This is a genomic window from Candidatus Pelagibacter sp. uisw_091 (assembly GCF_059512525.1).
In genome coordinates, this window is the sequence record NZ_CM183455.1 from 899,261 (window position 1) to 921,362 (window position 22,102).

Consider the following 22,102-nt stretch of genomic DNA (forward strand, 5'->3'; position numbering starts at 1 on the left):
CTATTCCAGTATCTTAATTTCTTTTTCCAAAATAATGCCTGTTTTTTTTTGAACCTCTTCTTGAACAAATTTAATCAATTTATTCATATCATCAAAGCTAGCATTATTTTTGTTTACAAAGAAATTACAATGTTTATCTGAAATACAAGCATCCCCAAAACTTGTATCTAATGGCACAGATTCTTTTATTAATTGCCAGACTTTTTTGTCAGATTGATTAATTGGATTTTTAAATGTGCTCCCACTCGTTTTAATTTTTGTTGGTTGGGTGCTATCTTTTTTATTTTTTAATTCTATAACTTCCTCTTTAATTTTTTTTTTTCTTTTTTTTCACCTTTAAAAGAGGCACTTAAAAATATTAGATCTTCGGGTAAATTGTTGTTTCTATATTCAAAAACAACTTTATTTGCTGGTATTGTTAAAACTCTACCTTTTTTATCAATTGCTTGAATTGATATCAATATGTCTCTAAATTCTTTATTAAAACATCCTGCGTTCATTTTTAACCCACCACCAACTGTTCCTGGTATGCATGCTAAAAACTCAAAATTTCCTACTTCATTTTCTAGAGCAAAATCTGATAATTTTTTGTCAAGACAAGCACTACCTGCAACTATAACGCCATTTGGCAATATTGAAATATTAGAAAAATTTTTTCCCAATTTAATAACTACTCCATTAAATGTCTTATCACTTATAAGTGTATTTGATCCTGCACCCAAAATGTGAATTTTTTCTTTATTTCCAAATTTTTTTAAAAATATAATCAGGTCAGGTAAATTGTCAGGTTTAAAGTAAATTTTAGTTTTACCTCCAATATTAAACCAATTACTTTTTTTTAAATCGTAGTCAAAATAAATTTTACTAGTAACTTCATTTGAAAATTTTATTAATTCTTCTAATGACATTATATTAAACTTGGTAATTCTTTCATCCATGCTGAAATAGTACCTGCCCCCATACCAACAACTATTTTTTTTCCATAAATAGTATTTTTTACTAATTTAGCTAATTCATATTGGTCATTAATCATAAATAGTTTGACCTTTGAGTTTTTAATAATGTCTTTTGCAAAGTTGTTGTAATTAAATCCCAATTTTATTTTTTCGCCAGCTGCGTAAACTGGACATAAAATTACAGTATCTGCTTTTTTAAATGATAAACTAAATTCTTTTTTAAGATCTTTTAATCTAGTAATTCTATGTGGTTGGAATACACATATAACTTCTTCCTTTTTATAAGCAGCTCTAACTCCTTTTAAAACTTCTTTAATTTCTGTCGGATGGTGTGCGTAATCATCAAAAAAACTAGTTTCTCTATAGGTAAAAATTTTGTTAAATCTTCTTTGAACACCTTTGAATTCCTTTAATCCATTTTTAATAACAATAGCAGAAATTCCAATTGTTAATGCTACAGCAACAGCTGCTGTCGAATTTAGGATATTATGAATTCCAAGAAGAGGAATCTTAATTTTACTTATAACTATATTCTTTTTTCCTGGTAAATTAATTGCTAAATCATATTCTGAAAACTCTCTTACTTGTTTAATATTTTTTATTTGAAATTGTGATTTTGAGCTTATTCCATAAGTATAAAAATTTTTTATTTTTATCTTTTTTAATAAGTCTTTATTATTTTTATCATCAATACAAATAAATGATTTTCCAAAAGAGGGAACTTTATTAATAAACTTAATAAATAAATTCTTAAGATCATTCATTGATTTATAGTAATCCATATGTTCACGATCTATGTTTGTAACAATAGAATAAGTTGGTGGCACATGAATAAAGCTACCATCAGACTCATCAGCTTCTAGTATACACCAATCGCTTTTTCCAAGTTTGGCTGAACTTTTAATTGCATTAAGAACTCCACCATTTATGATAGTTGGATCTAATTTTGTTTTTGAAAATATTGCAGCAAGCAACGATGTTGTGGTAGTTTTACCATGAGACCCTGTAACAACAATATTTTTAGTCAAAGACACTATATTAGCTAACATTTCACCACGTTTATAAATTGGAAGTTGTTTTTTTTTGGCTTCAATTAATTCTGGATTATTTTTTTTTATAGCCGATGAAATGACTACAATAGTAGCATTTAATATATTTTTTTTAGTATGTTTAATATTAATTTTAATTTTATCTTTTTTTAATCTATCAATGTTTTTATTAAAAGACATGTCGCTACCCTGAACATTAAAGCCCATTCTTTTCATTATGAGTGCGAGACCACTCATTCCAATTCCACCTATCCCTACAAAATGTATGATTTCAGTTTTAGCTAGTTCTATTTTCATTAATAACAGATATAATTTTCTGATTTATATTATTCCATGTATTTTGGTAGCTAAAATTTTTCATATTTATTTTTTTAACTAAATATTCATCTTTGTTATCAATAATATTGACTAATTTATTAGCCATACTCTCATCATTAATTTCATTTTGATTTAAAATCCAATTACAACCAATTTTATTATAAAAAAAGGCATTTTCATATTGATGATTATCTTTTGATGTTGGTAGTGGTATTGCAACAAATGGTATATTTAAAAACACTAATTCTGCTAATGTTGAGGCACCTGCTCTAGTGATACATATATTAGATCTACTCATAAGATTTGGGACATCTTCATTAAAATCAAATAATTCATAATTAATATTGTTATCTTCATAAAACTTTTTTAAATTTTCAAAATTAGTTAAATTAGCTTGTTGATAGATTTTTAAATTAAGTTTTTTTGATAATTTAATTATTGTGGTCTTAATTAATGTGTCAAATATTTTTGCTCCTTGACTTCCTCCTATTATTAATAAATTAATACTTTTATTAATACCGTCAGCTTTTTTAACGTTATAAAATTTTTTTCTTAATAATGCTGGAATTACAGCAATCTTACTTGAATATTTATTTGGGAAATTTATAATCTTATCACTATAACAAAAAATTTTTTCACAAGATTTAATAAAAAATTTATTCGATCTTCCTAATACTATATTTGGTTCAAATAAAATAATTTTAATATTTAAAATTTTTGAAGCCATACACAAAGGTAGGGACATGTATCCACCTGTTGATATTAATGTGTCTATTTTTCTTTTCTTTAAAAAAAAAATAGATTTTATGATTAAGTAGATTATTAAAAAAAATTTAAAAGGTAAAAATAAAATATTTTTTGATATTGGGGTTATATTAAAAACTTTTAAATTATATTTATTTTTATTTAAAAACTTCATTCCTCTATTATCTATTGACATACAAACATAAAATTGATCTCTCAAATGCTCATATAATATAGTTGCTGGCACTACATGGCCACCTGATCCACCTGTGCTAATTAAAATTCTTTGAGTCATTTAATCTATTTTCCTTTTAGTTAAATTTAATATTATTCCAGATAATATTGATACACTCACAATTGATGAGCCCCCATAACTTAAAAAAGGTAAAGTCATACCCGTTGTAGGAAATAATCTGATATTAACTCCAATATGTATCAAAACCTGAAAAATTATTAAACTTACAGTTCCAGTTAAAACTAATTTGATTTTTTCATTTTTTTCTAAGTATATTTTTTTGAATACTCTATAGATAAAAAATAAGAATAAAATTAATAATAATATAATTGCCACAACACCAAACTCTTCTGATATTACGGAGATAATATAATCTGTGTGCGCCTCTGGTACTCTATTTTTTAATGTGCCTTCACCAATTCCTTTTCCAAAGTAGCCACCACTACTAATAGCATCTATTGCTTTATCAGATTGAAAGTTATGCGTTCCTTCATTTGGATTAAAAAATGATAAAATCCTACTTTTTATGTAAGTAAATTTAGAAATAAAAAAAACCATATAAACTAAAGATAACAACGAAAAACCAAAAAAAGTTAAAATTATTGGTAAGCTTATGCCTGAAATAAAAACTAGTGTAGACCAAGATAAAAAGATGAGTAGTGTTTGTCCAATATCAGGCTGCATCATTAATAGGAGACAAGGAGGCACAATAACCATAAATGATAATAAATATTTAATGTAGATATTAAAACTTTTTTCATTACATAAAATTGTAGCAATAAAAATAATAATAAATGGTTTAACTAACTCTATTGGCTGAAACCTAGGTAGAAATAAAAGATTAAGCCATCTTTTAGATCCTTTTACTTCTGTACCTAAAACTGGCACCAAAAATAAAAAAAATAAAGATATTAAAAAAAGATAAAGTGAAATTTTAAGGAGGTTTTCTTTACTTAGTGATGAAAAAAAAAATAAAACAATCATACCAATAGAAATATATGCCATATGCTTAAAAAAGAAAAAATAATTTTTGGTATCTAATTTATCAGATGCAATTAAAGAAGTTGATACTAGAGAAAAAAATAACCCCAAACTAAACAAAAATATTATCAATCCAAAAAGTGTTTTGTCAATACTTTTCCACCATTCATAATAAAATTTATATATTGAATTTAAATTAAACATTTATATATTTTTTAATAAGTTGATTAAAATATTCTCCACGTTTCTCAAAATTTTTAAAATTATCAAATGATGCAGCTGATGGACTAAATAAAATTGTTGTATGTCTAATATTTTTTTTACTTTTAATTTCTCTTAATAATTTTTTGATTAAACTTTTTAAATCTAAAAAAGACTCATATTCCATTAATTTTTTTAGTTTACTTGTAAAAAATTTTCTTTTAGTCCCAAAAACATATGCTTTAATATTTTTACAATTTTTTTTAGATAGTAACAACTTATCTCCTTTTTTAGCCTGACCACCAACTATCCAGTGAACATTAGTTAGGGATTTTAATAAACTTACTGATGAAGAAAAGGTTGTAGCTTTTGAATCGTTAATAATTGTTAATTTTTTTGATTGAAAAATTATTTCTTGTCTATATTTAAGTCCTTTAAATTTTTTTAACGTTCTAAGTAGTGAATTTTTTTTTAACTTTAATATTTTAGCAACTTCTAAAATAAATTTTAAATTCTCTTTATTTCCATCAGTGTCAAAATATTTATTATTTATTTTTTTTAGGAAATCACTGTCTATATTTTTTTTAATTTTTATTATTTTAGGTAAAAACTTTTTAGATTTCAGCTCTCTTTTAATATAAAAATTTTTCATATTTAAAATGACAAAATCATTCTTAGATTGATTTTTTATTAATTTAAATTTGGCACTTACATATTTATTTATAGTCTTATGTCTTTCAAGATGATCCGGTGATATATTCAAAATTAGTGCTATATTTGATTTGAATAATTGGCTGTATTCTAACTGGTATGATGATGCTTCAATTACAAAAACTGTCTTATTTGTAATTTTTTTTTCTAAAAGTACTGGATTACCTATATTGCCTACTAGTCGCACATCTACTTTCTGATCCTTTAATGCTTCGTATAAAATTTTAGCTGTAGTTGATTTACCGTTAGTTCCGGTGATTGTTATCTTATTATTTTCCTTATGATGGTTATAAAAAATATCTAAGTCCGTATAAATTTTTTGTGAATTATTTTTTAAAAATTTACTTAATTTGCATTTATTAATGTCTATACCTGGGCTAATTATTATATAGTCAAATTTTATTTTTGTTATTTTTTTATTATCGACTTGTATTTTGTCATCATGTTTAGTGATTTCATTATCTTTTTTTAAAAATTTTAAAACAGATAAACCACTTTTTCCCAGGCCATAAACCAAAATTTTTTTCTTATAAAAAATATTTAGATTGTTTAACATTATCTAAGTTTTAGTGTCGCCAAACCAATCATTGCAAGAATTATTGCAATAATCCAAAACCTAATTACAACAGTAGATTCAGGCCAACCCTTTTTTTCAAAATGGTGATGAATAGGAGCCATTCTAAAAACTCTTTTTCCTGTTAACTTGTAAGATATTACTTGCACAATGACTGAAACAGCTTCTAAAACGAATAATCCACCAGTTATCGCTAAAACTATTTCATGTTTGGTAATTATACCAACAGCACCTAATGATCCACCGAGTGCTAAAGATCCTGTGTCACCCATGAATATTTTAGCAGGTGGTGCATTAAACCATAAAAAACCTAGACATGCTCCAATAATTGATCCACAAAAAACAGCCACCTCTCCCATACCCTCTAGATAGGGTATATTCAAATATTCTGAAAATACTATATTTCCTGTGACATAACTAATAAATGCAAAGCATCCTGCTACCAATATAACTGGCACTGTTGCCAATCCATCAAGCCCATCCGTTAGATTGACCGCATTTGAAGAGCCTACAATTATAAATATTGAAAATGGTATAAAGAACCAACCTAAATTTAAAATTAAATTTTTGAAGAATGGAAAATATAAATTTGTTAATTCTACATTTTGCGATAACTGTGACAACCCAAGTATACCAATTGTTGCTATTAGAATTTGTGCAATAAGTTTAAATCTAAATGAAATACCAGAAGAATTTTTAAATTTAATTTTTTTATAATCATCGTAAGCTCCAAGCAAACCAAAGCTTGTTACTATATAAAGCAAAAACCATATATGATAATTAGATAAATCACCCCATAAAAGTATTCCTGAAAATAGACCCAATAATATTAAAACACCTCCCATTGTGGGCGTTCCAATTTTTTTTACAATATGCTCCGATGGACCATCTTCTCTTATTGGATCTAAGATTTGTCTTGCAGAAAAAAATTTAATAAACGGAGTTCCAACTAATAAGACTATAATCATAGAGGTAAACATCGCTAAACCTGTTCTAAAAGTAAGATATTTGAACACATTAAGGAAACTGTATTGATCAACTAATTGAGAAATAAGACTATAAAGCATTAATTTTACCTCTTTTTATTTGATTAGTTAGACTGTTAAGACCTGTAGAGTTGGAACCTTTAATCATTAAATAATCATTATTATTTAAATTGTTTTTAATCAAATCAATTATTTGAGATTTCTTCTTTATAACAATCCCTCTTTTTGTTTGATTAAGGTTATTGAAAATCCATTTAACATGTTCACCAATAACATTAATATTTTTAAGAGATGTTTTGTTAATGTTTTTTCCAATTTCAAGATGTAATTTTTTTGAATATTTACCTAGTTCTAACATATCGCCAAGCACCAAATGTTTTTTTGAACTATCAACTTTAATCATATCAAAATTTTTTAATGCTGATTTCAAAGATAATGGATTTGAATTATAACTTTCATCCACAAGATATAAAAATTTTTGAAACAACTTGACTTTGACAATGTCTCCACGACCATTTGTTGTTTTATGATCATAAAAAATATTTTTATCTAATTTATGTATATCTTTGAAGATTGATATAATTGTAACTGATGCTAATAAATTTTTTAAATCATTTTCAAAATAAGAATTTGAATAAAAAAATTTTTTTTTTTATTAATATTTATAGAGATTTTATATTTAGACTTTTCTTTTGAAATAGAATCTAAATTTGTTGTCGCTTTTTTATTTTTTAAACTAAAAGATAAAACTTTTAAATTTCTTTTTAATGCTATTTTTTTATGAAAATTATAGAATTTGTCATCTTTATCTAAAATAAGATAACCATCATCTTTTATGTTTTTAATAATCTCAGATTTTGCTAAGGCTATTTCATTAATATTTTTAAAATTTTTGATGTGAGCATAGGAAATATTTGTAATTACACCAACGTCAGGTTTTACAATTTTTGATAAATATCCAATTTCTCCTTTCTTATCCATTCCAATCTCAAAAATACCAAAATCATCGTTTTTTTTTAAATTAAATAAACTTAACGGAACACCAAATTTATTATTAAATGATTTAGGAGAATAGGTGGTTTGACTAATTTTGTTAAGGGATCTTCCTGTTAATTCCTTAAGTGAAGTCTTTCCACAACTGCCAGTGATTGAAATAATTTTAGTTGATATATTTTCTCTTAGAATAGAGGACGCTTTTGTTAAAAACTTTAAAGTATCTTTTACTACTATTTTTTTCTTGGATTTTTTTTGATTATTAACTATTGCTAGAGATGCTCCTTTAGCAAAAGCTTCTTTAACAAACAAATTACCATCTTTATTTTTTCCCCTAATTGCAAAAAAAATATTGTTTTTTTTAATTTCTTTAGAATTAATAGATGCATTGTTAATTTTTATTTTTGAAGAAATTTTATTTAAATTACTTAAATCCATTAAAATATTTAGCTTAGGGTTGTTTGATAGTGTTTTATTTTTAATTATGATATTTTTTAATATTTGTTGTCGATCAGAAAATAATCTTTTACTTTTTTTATATTCTTGAATTTTTTCATGCCCTTTACCTGCAACAATTAGAATATCACCTGTTTTCATGTCAAATATTGCTTTCTTGATAGCATTAGCTCTATTTGAAATCTCATAAATTTTATGTTTATTGATATTTTTTTTTATAGAATTTCTTATTTTTTTTGGATTTTCAAATCTTGGATTATCATCTGTTAAATAAATTCTATCACAATATTCATTTGCGATTTTACCCATTATTGGCCTTTTTCCTTTATCTCTATCTCCACCGCAACCAAAAACTATCGAGATTCGTCTCTTTTTAAATTGTTCTCTTAGACTATTTAAGGATTCTTTTAGTGCATCTGGGGTATGTGCATAGTCTAATATAACTTTTGAATTGTTTTTAACAATTCCAATTTGTTCTAATCTTCCACTTGCTGGTTTTAGATTATCAATCGTATTAATTATTTTTTTAAAACTTAAACTACTTTTGGTTGCAGCTATTATTGCCATTAAAATATTTTTAATTTGAATCTTTCCTATTAAGCTTGTTTCAAATATATAATTATTTTTATTATATCTTATTTTAACAATTTGTTTTTCATTATAAAATTCATGGGAAATTATCTCTAAATTACTATTATTATTTGAAATTGTTTCTATATTGAATCTATTTTTTAAAGCTATTTCTTTGATTTTTCTATATTGAGGAATGTCTATATCAGTAATTATGTTAGCTTTTTTTTTGAGTAATTTTTCAAAAAGATATAATTTGGATTTAAGATAATCACTAAATGTTTTGTGATAATCTAAATGATCATGTGATAAATTAGTAAATATACCTGTTTTAAATTTTAAGCCATCTAATCGATTTTGTTTAAGTCCATGACTGGATGCCTCTAATATAACATTTTGAATCTTTTCTTTTTTAAGTTTGTTCAAAGTTATACTTAAAGCAATTGGATCAATAGTCGTCTTTGAAACTTTTTTAATATAGTTCTGTGTTTTAATGCCAAGGGTTCCAATTGAAGCTACTTTTTTTTTATTTAATCTTAAAATTTGAAAATAAAAGTCAGCAACTGAAGATTTTCCATTTGTTCCTGTTACTGCAATTATATTTTTTGGTCTATCTTTGTAAATTGTGTAAGCAACTTCTGATAAAGACTTTCTTACATTAGAAGATTTTATGAATAAGACATTCTTTTTAATACCTTCAAATTTCTGATTTGAAACAATAGTTTTTGCACCCTTTTGAATGGCGTGATTGATAAATTTATTACCATCTATTTTAATTCCTTTTATTGCAAAAAAAATATTATCTTTTTTGCACTTTGAACTATTGAAACAAATGCCTGAAAAATAATGATTTTTATGTTTTAATCCTATTTCTTTAATAAAATTTCCAATGATCATGAATGAACTAATTTTCCATATATTTTGTGGCTAAAATAGGCCCAATTCTCTGTATGATCTTTCCAGTAACTTCAACTGAAGTCCATCCAGCAGTATTAAATGGTGTTCCTTTGTAAGACCCACTCTTATTTTTAAATTTGTAAATATAGTCTTCTGATGTTTTTGGTTCGTCTAGCAATAATACCATTACATATTTAGGTTTAGATGTTGGAAATATAGATACAAAAGTATTAACTTTTGCTTTCCTAGTATAGCCCCCAACTATAGCTTTTTCAGCCGTACCTGTTTTTCCACCAACTTCATACCCCTTTATATTTGCTAATCCTGCTGTACCTTCTTTTGTTGTTACAATTTTTCTTAATGTTTCATTTATTTTTTTTGAAACTCCTTCTTTAATAATTCTCTTTTGATTTTGTTTCTCTTCTAAATTTTTTTTAATCAGGCTTGGTTTAATTTTAAAGCCACCATTCGTAATAATAGCGTAACCTTTTGCTAGTTGTAGTGGTGTTGTAGTTATTCCATGCCCAAATGAGACAGTTGCTAATTTGCATTTACCCCATCTAAATGGAATTGGTTCACCAACTTCCTCAATATCAAAATCTATTTTGCTTAAAACACCTATTTTTTCTAAAAATAACTTTAATTTGTCAATTTCAAGTTTTTGTCCAATCCTAACAGATCCTATATTGCCTGATCTAATTAGAATTTGCTCAACCGTAAGGTCTGATGGAATTTTTTTATCATATTCTGAAATTATATTTTTTCCACATTTTAATTTTTTTTCTAAATTTAAAAACTCTGTATCTATTTTAATTAAACCCTCCTCTAACCCTGCTGCTACAGTAAAGGTTTTAAAAACAGATCCTAATTCATACACACCTTTTGTAGCTCTATTTATAAAATTTATATCACTTACTGTTTCTCTTTTATTAAGATCAAAGTCTGGGTACGAAACCATTGAAATAATTTCTCCATTATTGACATTCATGAGAATTGCTGCACTTCCCTTGCTTCTAAATACTGAGTGAAACTTTATTAGTTCTTCTCTAATTAAAAATTGTATTTCAGTATCAACAGTTAACTGGAGTGGTTCCTTTATCTGTTTTAATCTTTTATCAAAAGATTTTTCTAAACCTGATATTCCATTATTATCATCATCTATTTGTCCAACAATATGACTAAAAAGATTTCTTTGAGGATATATCCTGGTTAGTTTTTCTTCAGACTTAATTGACTTATCTCCAAGCATCATTATTTTTTCATAATTATCTGCACTTATTTTTTTTTCTAAATAAAAATATTTATTTTTTTCAAGTTTTTTAGATATCTCAATGTAATTTTTGTTTGGGAATATTATCTGTAAATTTATTAAAAGTTTTTTTTTGTCTATTACTTCAATGGGATTAATACCTACATCTATAGAACTAACTGTTTTAACTAAATAATTTCCATTTCTATCTATTATATCTGCCCTGTAGTTCTCTTTTATAACTAATGGCTTAATTTCATTCTGTATTTTTAATGATCCTAAATGGAGAAGTTGTATTGAGTAGATTATTGAAATTAATAAAAATACAAAGAAAATAAAAGCTATTCTATTAAACTGTATATTTAAATTCGTTTTGCTTTTTTTATATGAAAATTCATTTTCATACTCCTCTAAGAAAACATTATTTTTTTTATTATTCATCTATAGTTTTCTCTAAGAAGTCACTTACCCTTATATAATTATTTTTTTTAGTGAGCTTTTTGATTTTTGTAATATCAATTTTAATTAAATCTTTTTCGAAGTATTGAGTTTGATATTGAGTTAATTTATCTGGTGAACTTAGATAGTTATATTCTAAAAGTAAGTCGCCTAGCTCTACTTTTAGTGGTCTAATATTTTCATTTACCATAAAAATTTTATCCTCTATTTCTTTTGTTGAGTTTTTTACTAATGATGTAGCTAGGATTAATACAAAAATAATTACAAATACTACTTTCTTCATAATTTTTTAGAAAAATTTTCAATTTTAATTAGATGATCAAACTTCTCCAAAATATCTGTTTCAAAATCATAAAAGTCTTCTTTTTTAATAACATATCTCAATTTTGCAGACCTTGATGGTGGGTTTTCTTGAATTTCTTTTTCAGATGGCACAATTGGTTTTTTACTAATAGATTTGAACAAATTAATTTTTTCTTCACTCTTTGGCATATATCGTGAAACACTTTTATTTTCTGATAAACTTTTAAAGAAATATTTTACTATTTTATCTTCAAGTGAGTGAAATGTAACAACTACTATAACTCCATCTTTTTTAACAACTTTTGCAGCATTAATTAATCCATAAATCAACTCGCTAATTTCTTTATTAACAAATATTCTTAGTGCCTGAAAAACTTTTGTTGCACTATGTGTTTTTAAATTTTTTTTTCTTTTAGAAGATTCAATAATTCTTACCAGTTCCTCTGTTGTTATTTTTCTAGTGGCTCTATCCTCTACAATATTATGTGCTATCCTATTGCTATCTTTTTCATCTCCAAAATATTTGAATATTTGAGCAAGCTCCTTTTCATCTAAACTGTTAATTGCTTCATTTGCAGAAAAGTCATTTATTCCCATTCTCATGTTGAGTTCACCAATAGTCTCAAAAGAGAGACCTTTTTTAGGATCTTTTATTTGTGTGTAAGAATAGCCTAAATCAAAAATTACTCCTTTTATATTTTCATTTTTAAGTTTTAAATTATTTAGTTCACTGAATTTAATATTTTTAAATAAAAGTCTATCATCAAATTCATTTTGAACTTCTTGAGCTTTTTTTAAACTTTCTAAATCTCTATCTAACGCTATAACTTTTGTCCTATCAAAGCTTAGAATTTTCTTTGTATACCCACCTTGACCAAACGTGCAGTCAATGAATGTGCCACCATATTGAGGGGTAATAATGCTAATTACTTCACTTAGCAATACTGGATAATGATTTCTCACATCTGGTATTATGGTGGCTATCATTTATTTTCTTAAAGACCATTAATTTTTTTGTCTTCTTAAAAATGCTGGTATTTCTAGATCATCATCTTCGGAAACATTTTCTGATGTTTCTGAAGATAATAAGCCTTCTGTTTCTGTAGTTTCATCATCTGAACTAAACAAATCTAGGGCACTTTCACCTTCTACACCAAAGTTTTCAAGTCCATTAGAAACATGTTCTTCTTCTGGTAAGTTGACTTCTTCAGATTCATTAATAGCACTAATAGCTTCCTCTGAAAAAGATTGCTCATAATCATTTGATTGTCCATCTTCAACAATATTTTCAATTTCTTGATTAGTAGCATTTTGTTCATTCATCATTTCTGATGATAAGCTATTAGAAGTAGGCTCTGTAATAATCTCATTTTCTAACTTTAATGCGTTTGCACCATGAGAAACTGGGCTTGTCATTGTAGGTGAAAAATTAAATGATTGAGCTGCACCTGAAGTATTAAAGTCAGAATAACCAGGGTTTCTATTCTGTATTCTATGAACCATATTAATTACAGATTTGCTTTCAGGCTGCTGTCCATCTAGTGCTGTTGCAACTATTGATACTCTTATTTTTCCATCAAGAGAAGGGTCTTGTATTGCGCCAATAATAACCTCTGCTTCAGCATCTACCTCTGCTCTAATCTTATTAACAACCTCATCAACTTCAAAAAGCTTAAGATCTTCACCTCCGGTAATATTAACTAATAATCCTTTTGCACCTTTTAGGGTATAGTCATCAATTAAAGGATTGCTAATTGCCATTTCAGTAGCTTTCATTGCTCTTCCATCTCCTTCGGCTTCTCCTGTGCCCATCATTGCTTTACCCATTGAAGCCATTACTGTTTCAACATCAGCAAAATCTAAATTTATTATGCCCGGTCTAACCATTAAATCAGTTACACTTTGCACTCCATGCATCAAAACATTGTTCGAAAGATGAAACGACTCTTTAAAGGTAGTTTGTTCATTTGCAATTTTAAACAAATTTTGATTTGGAATTACGATGATTGTGTCTACATGTTTTCTCAACTCTTCAAGACCTTGTTGTGCTCGTCTCATTCTTGAAGGACCTTCGTATAAGAAAGGAAGTGTAACAACACCTACTGTTAAAATATTTAATTCTTTTGCAGCTCTGGCAATAACGTGAGCTGCCCCTGTTCCAGTTCCACCACCCATACCAGCAGCAATAAAAACCATATTTGAACCTTGTAAAGTATTAACAATTTCATTTAAAGATTCATCCGCAGCTGCTTGACCAATGTCATGTTTAGCTCCTGCACCCAAACCTTTTGTTAAATTTAATCCAATTTGTATTTTTGCTTTTGCTTTACTACGTTTTAAATCTTGTGCATCTGTATTTACAGCAATAAATTCTACACCTTGTAGTCCGTTATCAATCATTTCATTGATTGCATTTCCACCTGCTCCTCCAACTCCTACAACTAATAATCTTGGTTGTAATTCTTTTATCTCTGGTGATTTAAAGTTAATTGTCATTTTTATTTCCCCCCATTGTTATTAAAATGTTTTTTCCCATTTAAGGCTTGCACGATTTAGATTTGCTTTTTTTCTAGCATTCACCTTAAATTTTTCAAATGTTGTTGGTTCCCATATTTGGAATGTTTGACCTTGACCAACAAATAACATGCTATTTTTAATTTTTGCATGTTTTAATAATTTTGTTGAAAGTGAAATTCTCCCCTCACTATCAAATTGTAAATTCATACTTTCAGACAATATAGATGTTGCAAAATAGTCTCTTTTTTCTTCAAATGGATTTAGAGAATCTATACTTGATGAAAGTTTTTCAATTCTATCCTGCGAACATGCTTCAATAGACTGATTGTTAAATGATGGATAGCAAATAACACCATTGTAACCTAAGTTTGAAAGATGAGACCTAAAACTAGCAGGCACTGACACCCTTCCTTTTTTGTCTATTTTGTTCTCGTAAGTTGATAAAAACATAATTTTTATATTTCATAAATTCCGTATATGGGAATATATGGGACAATATGGGTATTTTAAGATTTAGTCAATATGTTCATTTTAGGCAAGTTTGTTGACAATTGTGGGTAACTTTTATGTATCTTTATTAATTCTAAAATCAATTTTTATTTTTAGATCGATACAATCAAAAAAAGAAAAAGAAGAACAGAGGTGATTCAATTATGAATCAAAAGGTGAACATCCACATATTTACAAATTAATTGTTGTGGATAAGTTTGCTAGACAAACTGTAAGCCGGGTTCTGTCATTAAAACTTATCATTTCTCTAGGCTTAAGATCACTCTTAAGCTCAAGCAACTAACCCCGATGACCAGCCAAAGACGGCTTTTAGTTTTACAACAATGTCATCTCTACTTAGTCTTGCTCCCAGTGGGGTTTTCCAGCGTTCATTGTTACCAATAGAACCGGTGCGCTCTTACCGCACCTTTTCACCCTTGCCATGTTATGGCGGTATATTTTCTGTGGCACTATCCCTGGGGTTTCCCCCGCCAGGTATTACCTGGCACTGTGTCTTTGCGGAGCCCGGACTTTCCTCTTTAAAAAAATTAAAGCGATAAATCGTTCATCTAGCAAATGTAATTTATTACTAAACTATAAAACTTCAAGAAAAATTTAATTATATTTCTTTACAAGATTTTTGCTTATAAGTAAGCATTCTCTATCAATCTTGCTATTGATTAACTCTTGTCTATATCTTCTTTGAAAAGCTTTGGTCACATATCTTAAATATCTATCTTTATTTGAGTCTTTTGGAATTCTTGCTGAATATCCAATTTTAAATAAATTACTGAAAAAGAGTTTTTTTTCTATGTTGTTAATTTTGAAATTTCTATTTTTTATTAAGTCTTGCTTTTTTAGTGTATGCCATAAGCCTATTTTATTTTCAGATAAATACTTCCATGGAAATTTTTCCCCAGGATCTTTTTTTCTTTCTGGTGCTATATCCGAGTGTCCTAAAATATTCTTATGACTAATCTTATATTTTATTATTAAAAATTTACTTAATCTTAAAAGAGCAGTTATCTGTTTTGTAGAAAATTTTTTGTAACCAAACTTATGTCCAGGGTTTGTAATTTCTATACCAATAGAATTTTGGTTTAAAAGTTTATAATTTTTCCATGAGGATCTACCTGCGTGCCAAGCTATGTATAAGTCAGGTACTAATTTTACAACCTCTCCATTGTTTTTGATTAAGTAGTGTGAGCTAACCTGAGATTGTATGTTTGTAAGCCTATTTATTGCAGCTGATTCTTTTTTCATTCCTGTGTAATGAAAAATAACAAATTTGATATTTTTAGGTGTTCTTTTATTTCGATTAAAATTTGGAGAATAATTTAACGTTGTTTTTAAAGCCATTATTAGAACATATTTAACACTAAATCTCGATTTACTTTAGTATTATATGTACTATATAATATTCTTGTAATGAAAAAAATTATTATATCATTTTTAATCTCACTAATAATTTCGTCAGGTGTTAATGCGGGGACTGATGGTTCAAAGACTTTATCCAAAAAATCTAAACCTGTTAAAGATTGTTTTGAAGGCTTAAATAGAGCTACATTTTCTTTAAACCAGGGTTTAGATAAAGTAATTTTTAAGCCAGTTGCAAAAGGCTATAGGAGCTTACCATCACCAGTTAGAACTGGGACGAGTAATGTGCTTACCAACATTTCTTCCCTTATAACTATACCAAATAATATTCTACAAGGAAAATTTGAAACCGCTGGTGTTAATACAGGAAGATTTATTGTCAATACAACCATAGGAATTCTTGGGATATTTGATGTGGCTAAAAAAATGGGTTTTTCTGAATATGAAAAAGAAGATTATGGTCAAACACTTGGAGTGTGGGGATTTGGTGCTGGTTGTTATGTGGTATTACCAGTTTTGGGTCCATCAACAATTAGAGATACTGCAGGTTCATTTATAAATGTATTAGGTGGAGACCCTTGGTATAATGCTTCTACACATGGCAATAATGAATATTTGAGTAAATCTGATTATGTGGCAACAAAAATTTTGACAGGAGTAGATTTTAGAGCAAAAAATTTAGAAACCATAGATAATTTAGAAAAAAATTCTTTAGATTTTTATGCATCTGTAAGAAGTCTATATTTGCAAGACAGACAAAGAAAAATTGCAAATACGAGTGCAACTATTGAAGTTTTATATGAGGGTGATTGGGAAGAAGTAGAAAGCCAATAATTATAATAATGATTAAAAATTTTATATAGGTAAGGGTGATGTCATTAAAAAAAATCTTAACTTCTATTTCATTTTTAATAATTTTTTACTCAACTATTGAAAAAGTATACTCGATCGAACCAGATATTTTTGTTCAATCAACAGTCAATAGAGCGGCAAAAACTCTTGGGGGTAATCTTACAAAAGAAGAGAGGGTTGAAGAGCTTAAAAATATTGCTAGTGAAACTGTAGATATAAAAGGTATAGGTTATTATACTTTGGGTACTTTTAGAAAAAATGTTAATAATGAAGAAATTAAAGAGTATGAAATTCTTTTTGAACAATATTTTTTAAAAAGTTTTTCAAGCAGATTAGCTGAATATTCAAATCCAGAAATAGATGTAATATCAAAAAAAAAAATAAATGAAAATTATACAATAGTTTCAAGCATATTAGTTTCAACAGAGCAAAGACCGGAGGTTAAAATTGATTGGAGAATTTATACCAAAGATCCAAAAAACCCCAAGATTAGAGATTTAATTATTGAAGGACTAAGTCTAGTAAGAACTCAAAAAGAGGAATTTTCATCTATAATTCAAAGCAACGATGGAGATATTAATGCCCTTCTTAATAATTTAAGAGATTTCATTAAATAGTTATCAACTAAAATATATTCTTGGTGGGCCCGCCAGGACTCGAACCTGGGACCAATACATTATGAGTGTACTGCTCTAACCAACTGAGCTACAGGCCCCACTAAATTACCTAGCTTTTACTTCTTTTTTAATTTTCATTCAAGTCAAGAATAGCATAATTGCTTTTAAAGCCCTTCATTAAAATTATAAAAAGTTTATTTTGCTTTATAAAACTTAAACTTAACTGGGGTTTATTTTACAAAAATGCAAATATTTTTTTATACATTAATGGTGGGACTGGTTGGTTACGCTCCAACTACCCCTGCAATGTCAATGCAGTACTCTACTATTGAGCTACAGTCCCTTTAAAATTTTAACTTTCTAAAAAGCTTTTTAGTTGTTTGGATCTGCTTGGGTGTTTTAATTTTCTAAGAGCTTTAGCTTCAATCTGTCTAATACGCTCTCTAGTTACAGAAAATTGTAGACCTACCTCTTCAAGTGTATGGTCCGTATTCATTCCAACACCAAACCTCATTCTTAGCACTCTTTCTTCTCTTGGAGTAAGAGTTGATAAAATTTTAGTAGTTGCTTCACTCAAGTTGGATTTAATTGCTTGCTCTAAAGGTGCTAAAGCTTTTGTGTCTTCAATAAAATCTCCTAAACTACTGTCCTCTTCATCACCTACTGGTTTTTCTAGAGATACAGGTTCTTTTGAAATCTTTAAAACTTTTCTAACTTTATCTAAAGGCATTCGTAATTTTTTTGCTAACTCTTCAGGAGTGGCTTCTCTACCAAACTCACTTAAAATTAATCTTTGAGTTCTTACAATTTTATTAATTGTCTCAATCATATGAACTGGAATTCTTATTGTTCGTGCCTGGTCAGCGATAGATCTTGTGATAGCTTGTCTTATCCACCACGTGGCATATGTCGAAAATTTATAACCCCTTCTATATTCGAATTTATCTACAGCCTTCATAAGACCAATGTTTCCCTCTTGAATGAGATCTAAAAATTGAAGACCTCTATTTGTATATTTTTTTGCAATTGAGATAACCAACCTTAAGTTTGCTTCAACCATTTCTTTTTTAGCTATTCTAGATTCTTTTTCACCTTTTTGAACTCTACTAACTAGTTTTTTGTAGTCTGTAACAGAAATTCCTAATTTATGACTTATTTCAATCAATCTCTCTCTTATATTTTTAAACTCATCTTTGTTTTTGGAAAAAAATTGTTTCCACATTGGATTGGTATCAAGAAATTTTTTAAGGTTTGGATTTATTTCATTTCCTATATAAAACTTAATAAATTCATTTCTTGGAATTTTTTGGTCCATTGCTAATCTCAAAAGGTTTCCTTCTAATGAAACAATCTTTTTATTTTCAATGTAGTGTTTCTGAACTAACTCCTCTGTTACGGATGGAGATAGTTGGAGTGATTTAATATTTTCTAAAACATCGCTTACAATTTTTTCATATCCTTTTTCTTTAGCTGTTGAAAAACTTGCTGAATTTAAAATACATTCCAATTTTTCTTTTTGATATTTAATTAATTTTCCATACTCTTTTGTTAGTGTATTAACAGTTTTTAAAACTTTAGGTTTAATTTCAGTTTCCATTGCAGCAAGTGTAGGATTAAACTCATCATCATCATTACTGTCATCATTTTTATCTGTCTCTCCAGAGTTTCTTTGTTTTGCACTTGGACCTGTACTTGCATCCTCCATATAATTAGTATCAATATCTATAATCTCTCTAACTAGAATTTCATCTTTTTGAAGTTTTTCATCCCATTCATAAAACTGTTGGGCTGTGATAGGACTTTGTGCTAGCGCAATCAGCATTACATCTTTTCCTGCTTCTATTCTTTTTGCAATTGCAATTTCACCTTCTCGAGATAAAAGCTCAACTCCACCCATCTCTCTTAAGTACATTCTTATTGGGTCATCACTCTTTTCAATAGTTTTGCCTTCTTCTTTTGATGAATTTTCTTTTTTTCGTAAAATTTTAAAATCTGATTTTTTTTCAACTAATGAAACATTTTCATCTAGAATATGCATAAATGCTTGTTCTAAATTTTCGTCTGAAAGATTTCTTTTACCTAAAGATTTATTTAACTCATCAAAAGTTATAAACCCTCTATGAGTCCCACGCCCCATAAGTCTAGCAAATGATTTTGTAATTATTCTTTCCACAATAGTATATTTGAGAAGACTTATATAAGCGCAATTTGAAAAAAATCCATGTATTTTTTATTAGTTTTAATTGATGTTTTTTTGTTTTTTTAGCTCTCTTATTTGGTTAAAAGTGCTTTCGCTTAAATCTTTGGAAAACTTTGATTCTAGTTCTTCAATTCTAAACTCTAAATCGTAGTTTTTAAGGTCTCTAGAGACCTCTTCTAATAATTCAAACATTTTATTCTGATCATTTTGATGATGATTAAGAATATGCTTTATCGAAGCAAATTTAAAAATTTTTTCTGTTAATTGAGGATCAATAGGAATTTGATCTAAGGTAAGTTTTTCTCCACTCTTTATTTTGGTTATTAAAGTTTCAAGAATTAATTTATTTTCTTCACTAAATAGATTTATATTTTCAATCATATGAATATTTTCTTGAAATAAATCTAAATTATTCATGATTAGATATAATAGGGAAAACTCTTTAAGCTCAACACCACTCAACAATTTACTTTCGTTAAAGTGTTTTTGAGTAGACTGTAATGATTTAATCTTTTTAGTATAAAATTGTTTTTTTCCTACATTGCTATGTGGAGTTAAAGATGAAATTTTTTCCAAGAAAAACTCTAGTACATATTTTTTTATAAAATCATCTTTTATGGTCGCTGCAATAGCTCTTAATTTTTTTTCAAAAATAGCCATTGATGAAGGGTTGTTAGCAGTTTGTTGTTTATAATGATTAAATATAAACTGGTGAATTGAGATTTTTGCTTGTTTAGTAAAGTCAATAAAGTTTGTTTTACCATTTTTATTTGCATAACTATCAGGATCTTCACCATCTGGTAAAAAAAGAAACGAAATTTGTTTTTTTGGTTGTAGTTCTTTAATTGAATTTTCTGCAGCTCTAAGCGCTGCTTTGTATCCGCTCTCATCACCATCAAAACAGATAATTATATCTTCAAAGAATTGGTTGAGCATTAAAATTTGTCTATCCGTTAAAGAGGTTCCTAGATTTGCTACAACATTCTCAATTCCATTTTTACTTAAACCAACTACATCCATATATCCTTCAACTAAATATACATGATCTATTTTATTTGATAATCTTCTAGCTAAATCTAAATTATATAAGTTAGAGCCCTTTTTAAAAAAAGGTGTTTCAGGAGAATTAATATATTTTGCTGAATAACTATTTTCTTGGATAGTTCTTCCTCCCAATCCAATAGGTTGGCCTGAAATATTATTAATCGGAAATATTATTCTATCTCGAAATCTTTCAACGTATTTATTCTTTTTTTCGTCTAAATAAAAAAGACCACTTTCAATTAAAACTTTCTCACTAAATTCATCTTTTAATTTTTCATAAAAATTAGAGTTTCTTTCAACAAATCCAATTTTAAAATTTTTTACTTCATCCTTACTAAGGTTTCTTTTTTTTAAATAGTCTCTCGCAATAGTTAAGCTCTCATTTTTTAAAATTTCATCGTGATAAAATTTAACATATTCATTATAGATTGAGCAATACTCTTGCCAATTTTTTTCACGTTCTTCATCTTGTTTTGAAAATGTGTAAGGTCTCATACCTGCAAGATTTGCCAAAGATTTTACTGCTTCTCCAAATTTTAAATTTTGAGTTTTCATTACAAAATCAAAAATATTTCCATGCTCTGATGTTGCAAAACAATGATAAAATTCTTTTTCATCGTTAACTGTAAATGAAGGTGTTTTTTCAGTTTTAAAGGGTGATAAGCCTACAAATTCTTTGCCTCTTTTTTTTAGACTGACAGACTTTGATACAACTGTCGAAACCTTTAAACGAGTTTTAATTTCGTCTAGATATTCTTTTGGGTATTTCATTATTTATTCAATAGTTCTTTAAGTAAGGGTCCAGCTTTAGCAAAGTCTAGATTGTCAGGGTATGATTTTTTCAATTCACCCATCACTTTACCCATGTCTTTAATTGATGCGGCTCCCAATTTACTTATTGTATCTACACATATTTTTTTAGTTTCTTCATCGTTTAACTGCTGTGGTAAGAAACTAGATAAAAGATCAAATTCATTTTGCTCAACTTCTAGCAAATCTATTCTGTCATTTTTTTTATAGATCTCGATTGATTCGATTCTTTGCTTGATCATTTTCTTTAAAAGTTTTTTAATGTCCTCATCGTCTGTTTTTTTTATGTCGGCACCAGATCGATTAATAATATCAATATCTTTTATTCCAGATAAAATTAACCTGTAGGTTGAGATTTCAACCTTATTTTTTGATTTTAGAGAATTTTTATAGTTAGTTTCAATTTTTTCTTTCAATGTCATAATGTTTTTTAATCTACTGCAAAGTGAAAATTCTTCAAAAGAAAAATTGTTTTTTTATAATTTTATAATACATCTCTGTTGCGATAATTAAG

At 27.4% G+C, this 22,102-nt stretch carries 20 protein-coding genes, 2 tRNA genes and 1 other RNA gene; 2 read left to right on the forward strand and 21 right to left on the reverse strand.

All coding sequences use genetic code 11. The features are described from left to right. The 16 genes from AC5YGA_RS04940 to AC5YGA_RS05015 form a co-directional block, all read right to left on the reverse strand. A complete protein-coding gene (locus AC5YGA_RS04940; protein WP_496170033.1) occupies positions 1–312 on the reverse strand; it encodes a hypothetical protein in 312 nt (103 codons plus the stop codon). Further along, positions 294–908, reverse strand: coding sequence for an FAD-binding protein (locus AC5YGA_RS04945; RefSeq protein ID WP_496169978.1), 615 nt, complete (start codon positions 906–908; stop codon positions 294–296). Before AC5YGA_RS04945 ends, AC5YGA_RS04940 begins: the two co-directional genes overlap by 19 nt. Continuing rightward, positions 908–2,302, reverse strand: a complete 1,395-nt coding sequence (murC, locus tag AC5YGA_RS04950; protein ID WP_415308021.1) for a UDP-N-acetylmuramate--L-alanine ligase — start codon at positions 2,300–2,302, stop codon at positions 908–910. Before murC ends, AC5YGA_RS04945 begins: the two co-directional genes overlap by 1 nt. Beyond that, complete coding sequence (locus tag AC5YGA_RS04955) at positions 2,283–3,362, reverse strand: UDP-N-acetylglucosamine--N-acetylmuramyl-(pentapeptide) pyrophosphoryl-undecaprenol N-acetylglucosamine transferase (RefSeq protein ID WP_415308022.1); 1,080 nt, start codon at positions 3,360–3,362, stop codon at positions 2,283–2,285. The genes murC and AC5YGA_RS04955 overlap by 20 nt, the downstream gene beginning before the upstream one ends. Next, a complete protein-coding gene (locus tag AC5YGA_RS04960) occupies positions 3,363–4,487 on the reverse strand; it encodes an FtsW/RodA/SpoVE family cell cycle protein (RefSeq protein ID WP_415308023.1) in 1,125 nt (374 codons plus the stop codon). It lies immediately after the preceding gene. Then, positions 4,480–5,751: a UDP-N-acetylmuramoyl-L-alanine--D-glutamate ligase gene (murD, locus tag AC5YGA_RS04965; protein ID WP_415308024.1), complete on the reverse strand. Its 1,272-nt coding sequence runs from the start codon at positions 5,749–5,751 to the stop codon at positions 4,480–4,482. The genes AC5YGA_RS04960 and murD overlap by 8 nt, the downstream gene beginning before the upstream one ends. Next, positions 5,751–6,836 (reverse strand): phospho-N-acetylmuramoyl-pentapeptide-transferase, encoded by a 1,086-nt coding sequence (gene mraY / locus AC5YGA_RS04970; protein ID WP_415308025.1) that lies wholly within the window; start codon positions 6,834–6,836, stop codon positions 5,751–5,753. Before mraY ends, murD begins: the two co-directional genes overlap by 1 nt. Continuing rightward, positions 6,826–7,218: a glutamate ligase domain-containing protein gene (locus tag AC5YGA_RS04975; protein ID WP_496169979.1), complete on the reverse strand. Its 393-nt coding sequence runs from the start codon at positions 7,216–7,218 to the stop codon at positions 6,826–6,828. The genes mraY and AC5YGA_RS04975 overlap by 11 nt, the downstream gene beginning before the upstream one ends. Before the next feature lie 143 nt (positions 7,219–7,361). Continuing rightward, positions 7,362–9,671, reverse strand: coding sequence for a UDP-N-acetylmuramoyl-L-alanyl-D-glutamate--2,6-diaminopimelate ligase (locus AC5YGA_RS04980; protein WP_496169980.1), 2,310 nt, complete (start codon positions 9,669–9,671; stop codon positions 7,362–7,364). Positions 9,672–9,678: 7 nt separating this feature from the next. Next, positions 9,679–11,361: a peptidoglycan D,D-transpeptidase FtsI family protein gene (locus AC5YGA_RS04985; RefSeq protein WP_415308027.1), complete on the reverse strand. Its 1,683-nt coding sequence runs from the start codon at positions 11,359–11,361 to the stop codon at positions 9,679–9,681. Beyond that, on the reverse strand, positions 11,354–11,662 hold the full coding sequence (locus AC5YGA_RS04990) for a cell division protein FtsL (protein ID WP_415308028.1): 309 nt from the start codon (positions 11,660–11,662) through the stop codon (positions 11,354–11,356). The genes AC5YGA_RS04985 and AC5YGA_RS04990 overlap by 8 nt, the downstream gene beginning before the upstream one ends. After that, positions 11,659–12,669, reverse strand: a complete 1,011-nt coding sequence (gene rsmH / locus AC5YGA_RS04995; RefSeq protein ID WP_415308029.1) for a 16S rRNA (cytosine(1402)-N(4))-methyltransferase RsmH — start codon at positions 12,667–12,669, stop codon at positions 11,659–11,661. The genes AC5YGA_RS04990 and rsmH overlap by 4 nt, the downstream gene beginning before the upstream one ends. Positions 12,670–12,687: 18 nt before the next feature. Beyond that, a complete protein-coding gene (gene ftsZ / locus AC5YGA_RS05000; RefSeq protein ID WP_415308030.1) occupies positions 12,688–14,178 on the reverse strand; it encodes a cell division protein FtsZ in 1,491 nt (496 codons plus the stop codon). Positions 14,179–14,199: 21 nt separating this feature from the next. Then, positions 14,200–14,649 carry a division/cell wall cluster transcriptional repressor MraZ gene (mraZ, locus tag AC5YGA_RS05005; RefSeq protein WP_415308031.1) on the reverse strand — a complete coding sequence of 150 codons (450 nt, stop codon included), beginning with the start codon at positions 14,647–14,649 and terminating at the stop codon, positions 14,200–14,202. A gap of 256 nt (positions 14,650–14,905) precedes the next feature. After that, an RNA gene (gene rnpB, locus AC5YGA_RS05010) (RNase P RNA component class A) lies at positions 14,906–15,261 on the reverse strand. Between the two features lie 42 nt (positions 15,262–15,303). Further along, positions 15,304–16,047 carry an N-acetylmuramoyl-L-alanine amidase gene (locus AC5YGA_RS05015; protein ID WP_415308032.1) on the reverse strand — a complete coding sequence of 248 codons (744 nt, stop codon included), beginning with the start codon at positions 16,045–16,047 and terminating at the stop codon, positions 15,304–15,306. A gap of 69 nt (positions 16,048–16,116) precedes the next feature. Here AC5YGA_RS05015 and AC5YGA_RS05020 point away from each other — a divergent pair, with 69 nt between their 5' ends. Further along, positions 16,117–16,899 (forward strand): MlaA family lipoprotein, encoded by a 783-nt coding sequence (locus AC5YGA_RS05020; protein WP_415308033.1) that lies wholly within the window; start codon positions 16,117–16,119, stop codon positions 16,897–16,899. A gap of 38 nt (positions 16,900–16,937) precedes the next feature. Further along, positions 16,938–17,534: an MlaC/ttg2D family ABC transporter substrate-binding protein gene (locus tag AC5YGA_RS05025; protein ID WP_415308034.1), complete on the forward strand. Its 597-nt coding sequence runs from the start codon at positions 16,938–16,940 to the stop codon at positions 17,532–17,534. A 21-nt stretch (positions 17,535–17,555) separates the two neighbouring features. Here the strand turns inward: AC5YGA_RS05025 and AC5YGA_RS05030 are convergent. From AC5YGA_RS05030 to AC5YGA_RS05050, 5 genes are all read right to left on the reverse strand, one after another. After that, a tRNA-Ile gene (locus AC5YGA_RS05030) sits at positions 17,556–17,632 on the reverse strand. Positions 17,633–17,802: 170 nt separating this feature from the next. Further along, positions 17,803–17,877, reverse strand: a tRNA-Val gene (locus tag AC5YGA_RS05035). Positions 17,878–17,886: 9 nt separating this feature from the next. Beyond that, positions 17,887–19,707, reverse strand: coding sequence for an RNA polymerase sigma factor RpoD (rpoD, locus tag AC5YGA_RS05040; RefSeq protein WP_415308035.1), 1,821 nt, complete (start codon positions 19,705–19,707; stop codon positions 17,887–17,889). Between the two features lie 66 nt (positions 19,708–19,773). After that, positions 19,774–21,549, reverse strand: a complete 1,776-nt coding sequence (dnaG, locus tag AC5YGA_RS05045; protein WP_415308036.1) for a DNA primase — start codon at positions 21,547–21,549, stop codon at positions 19,774–19,776. Next, positions 21,549–22,010, reverse strand: coding sequence for a GatB/YqeY domain-containing protein (locus tag AC5YGA_RS05050; protein ID WP_415308037.1), 462 nt, complete (start codon positions 22,008–22,010; stop codon positions 21,549–21,551). The genes dnaG and AC5YGA_RS05050 overlap by 1 nt, the downstream gene beginning before the upstream one ends. Positions 22,011–22,102: the final 92 nt, after the last annotated feature.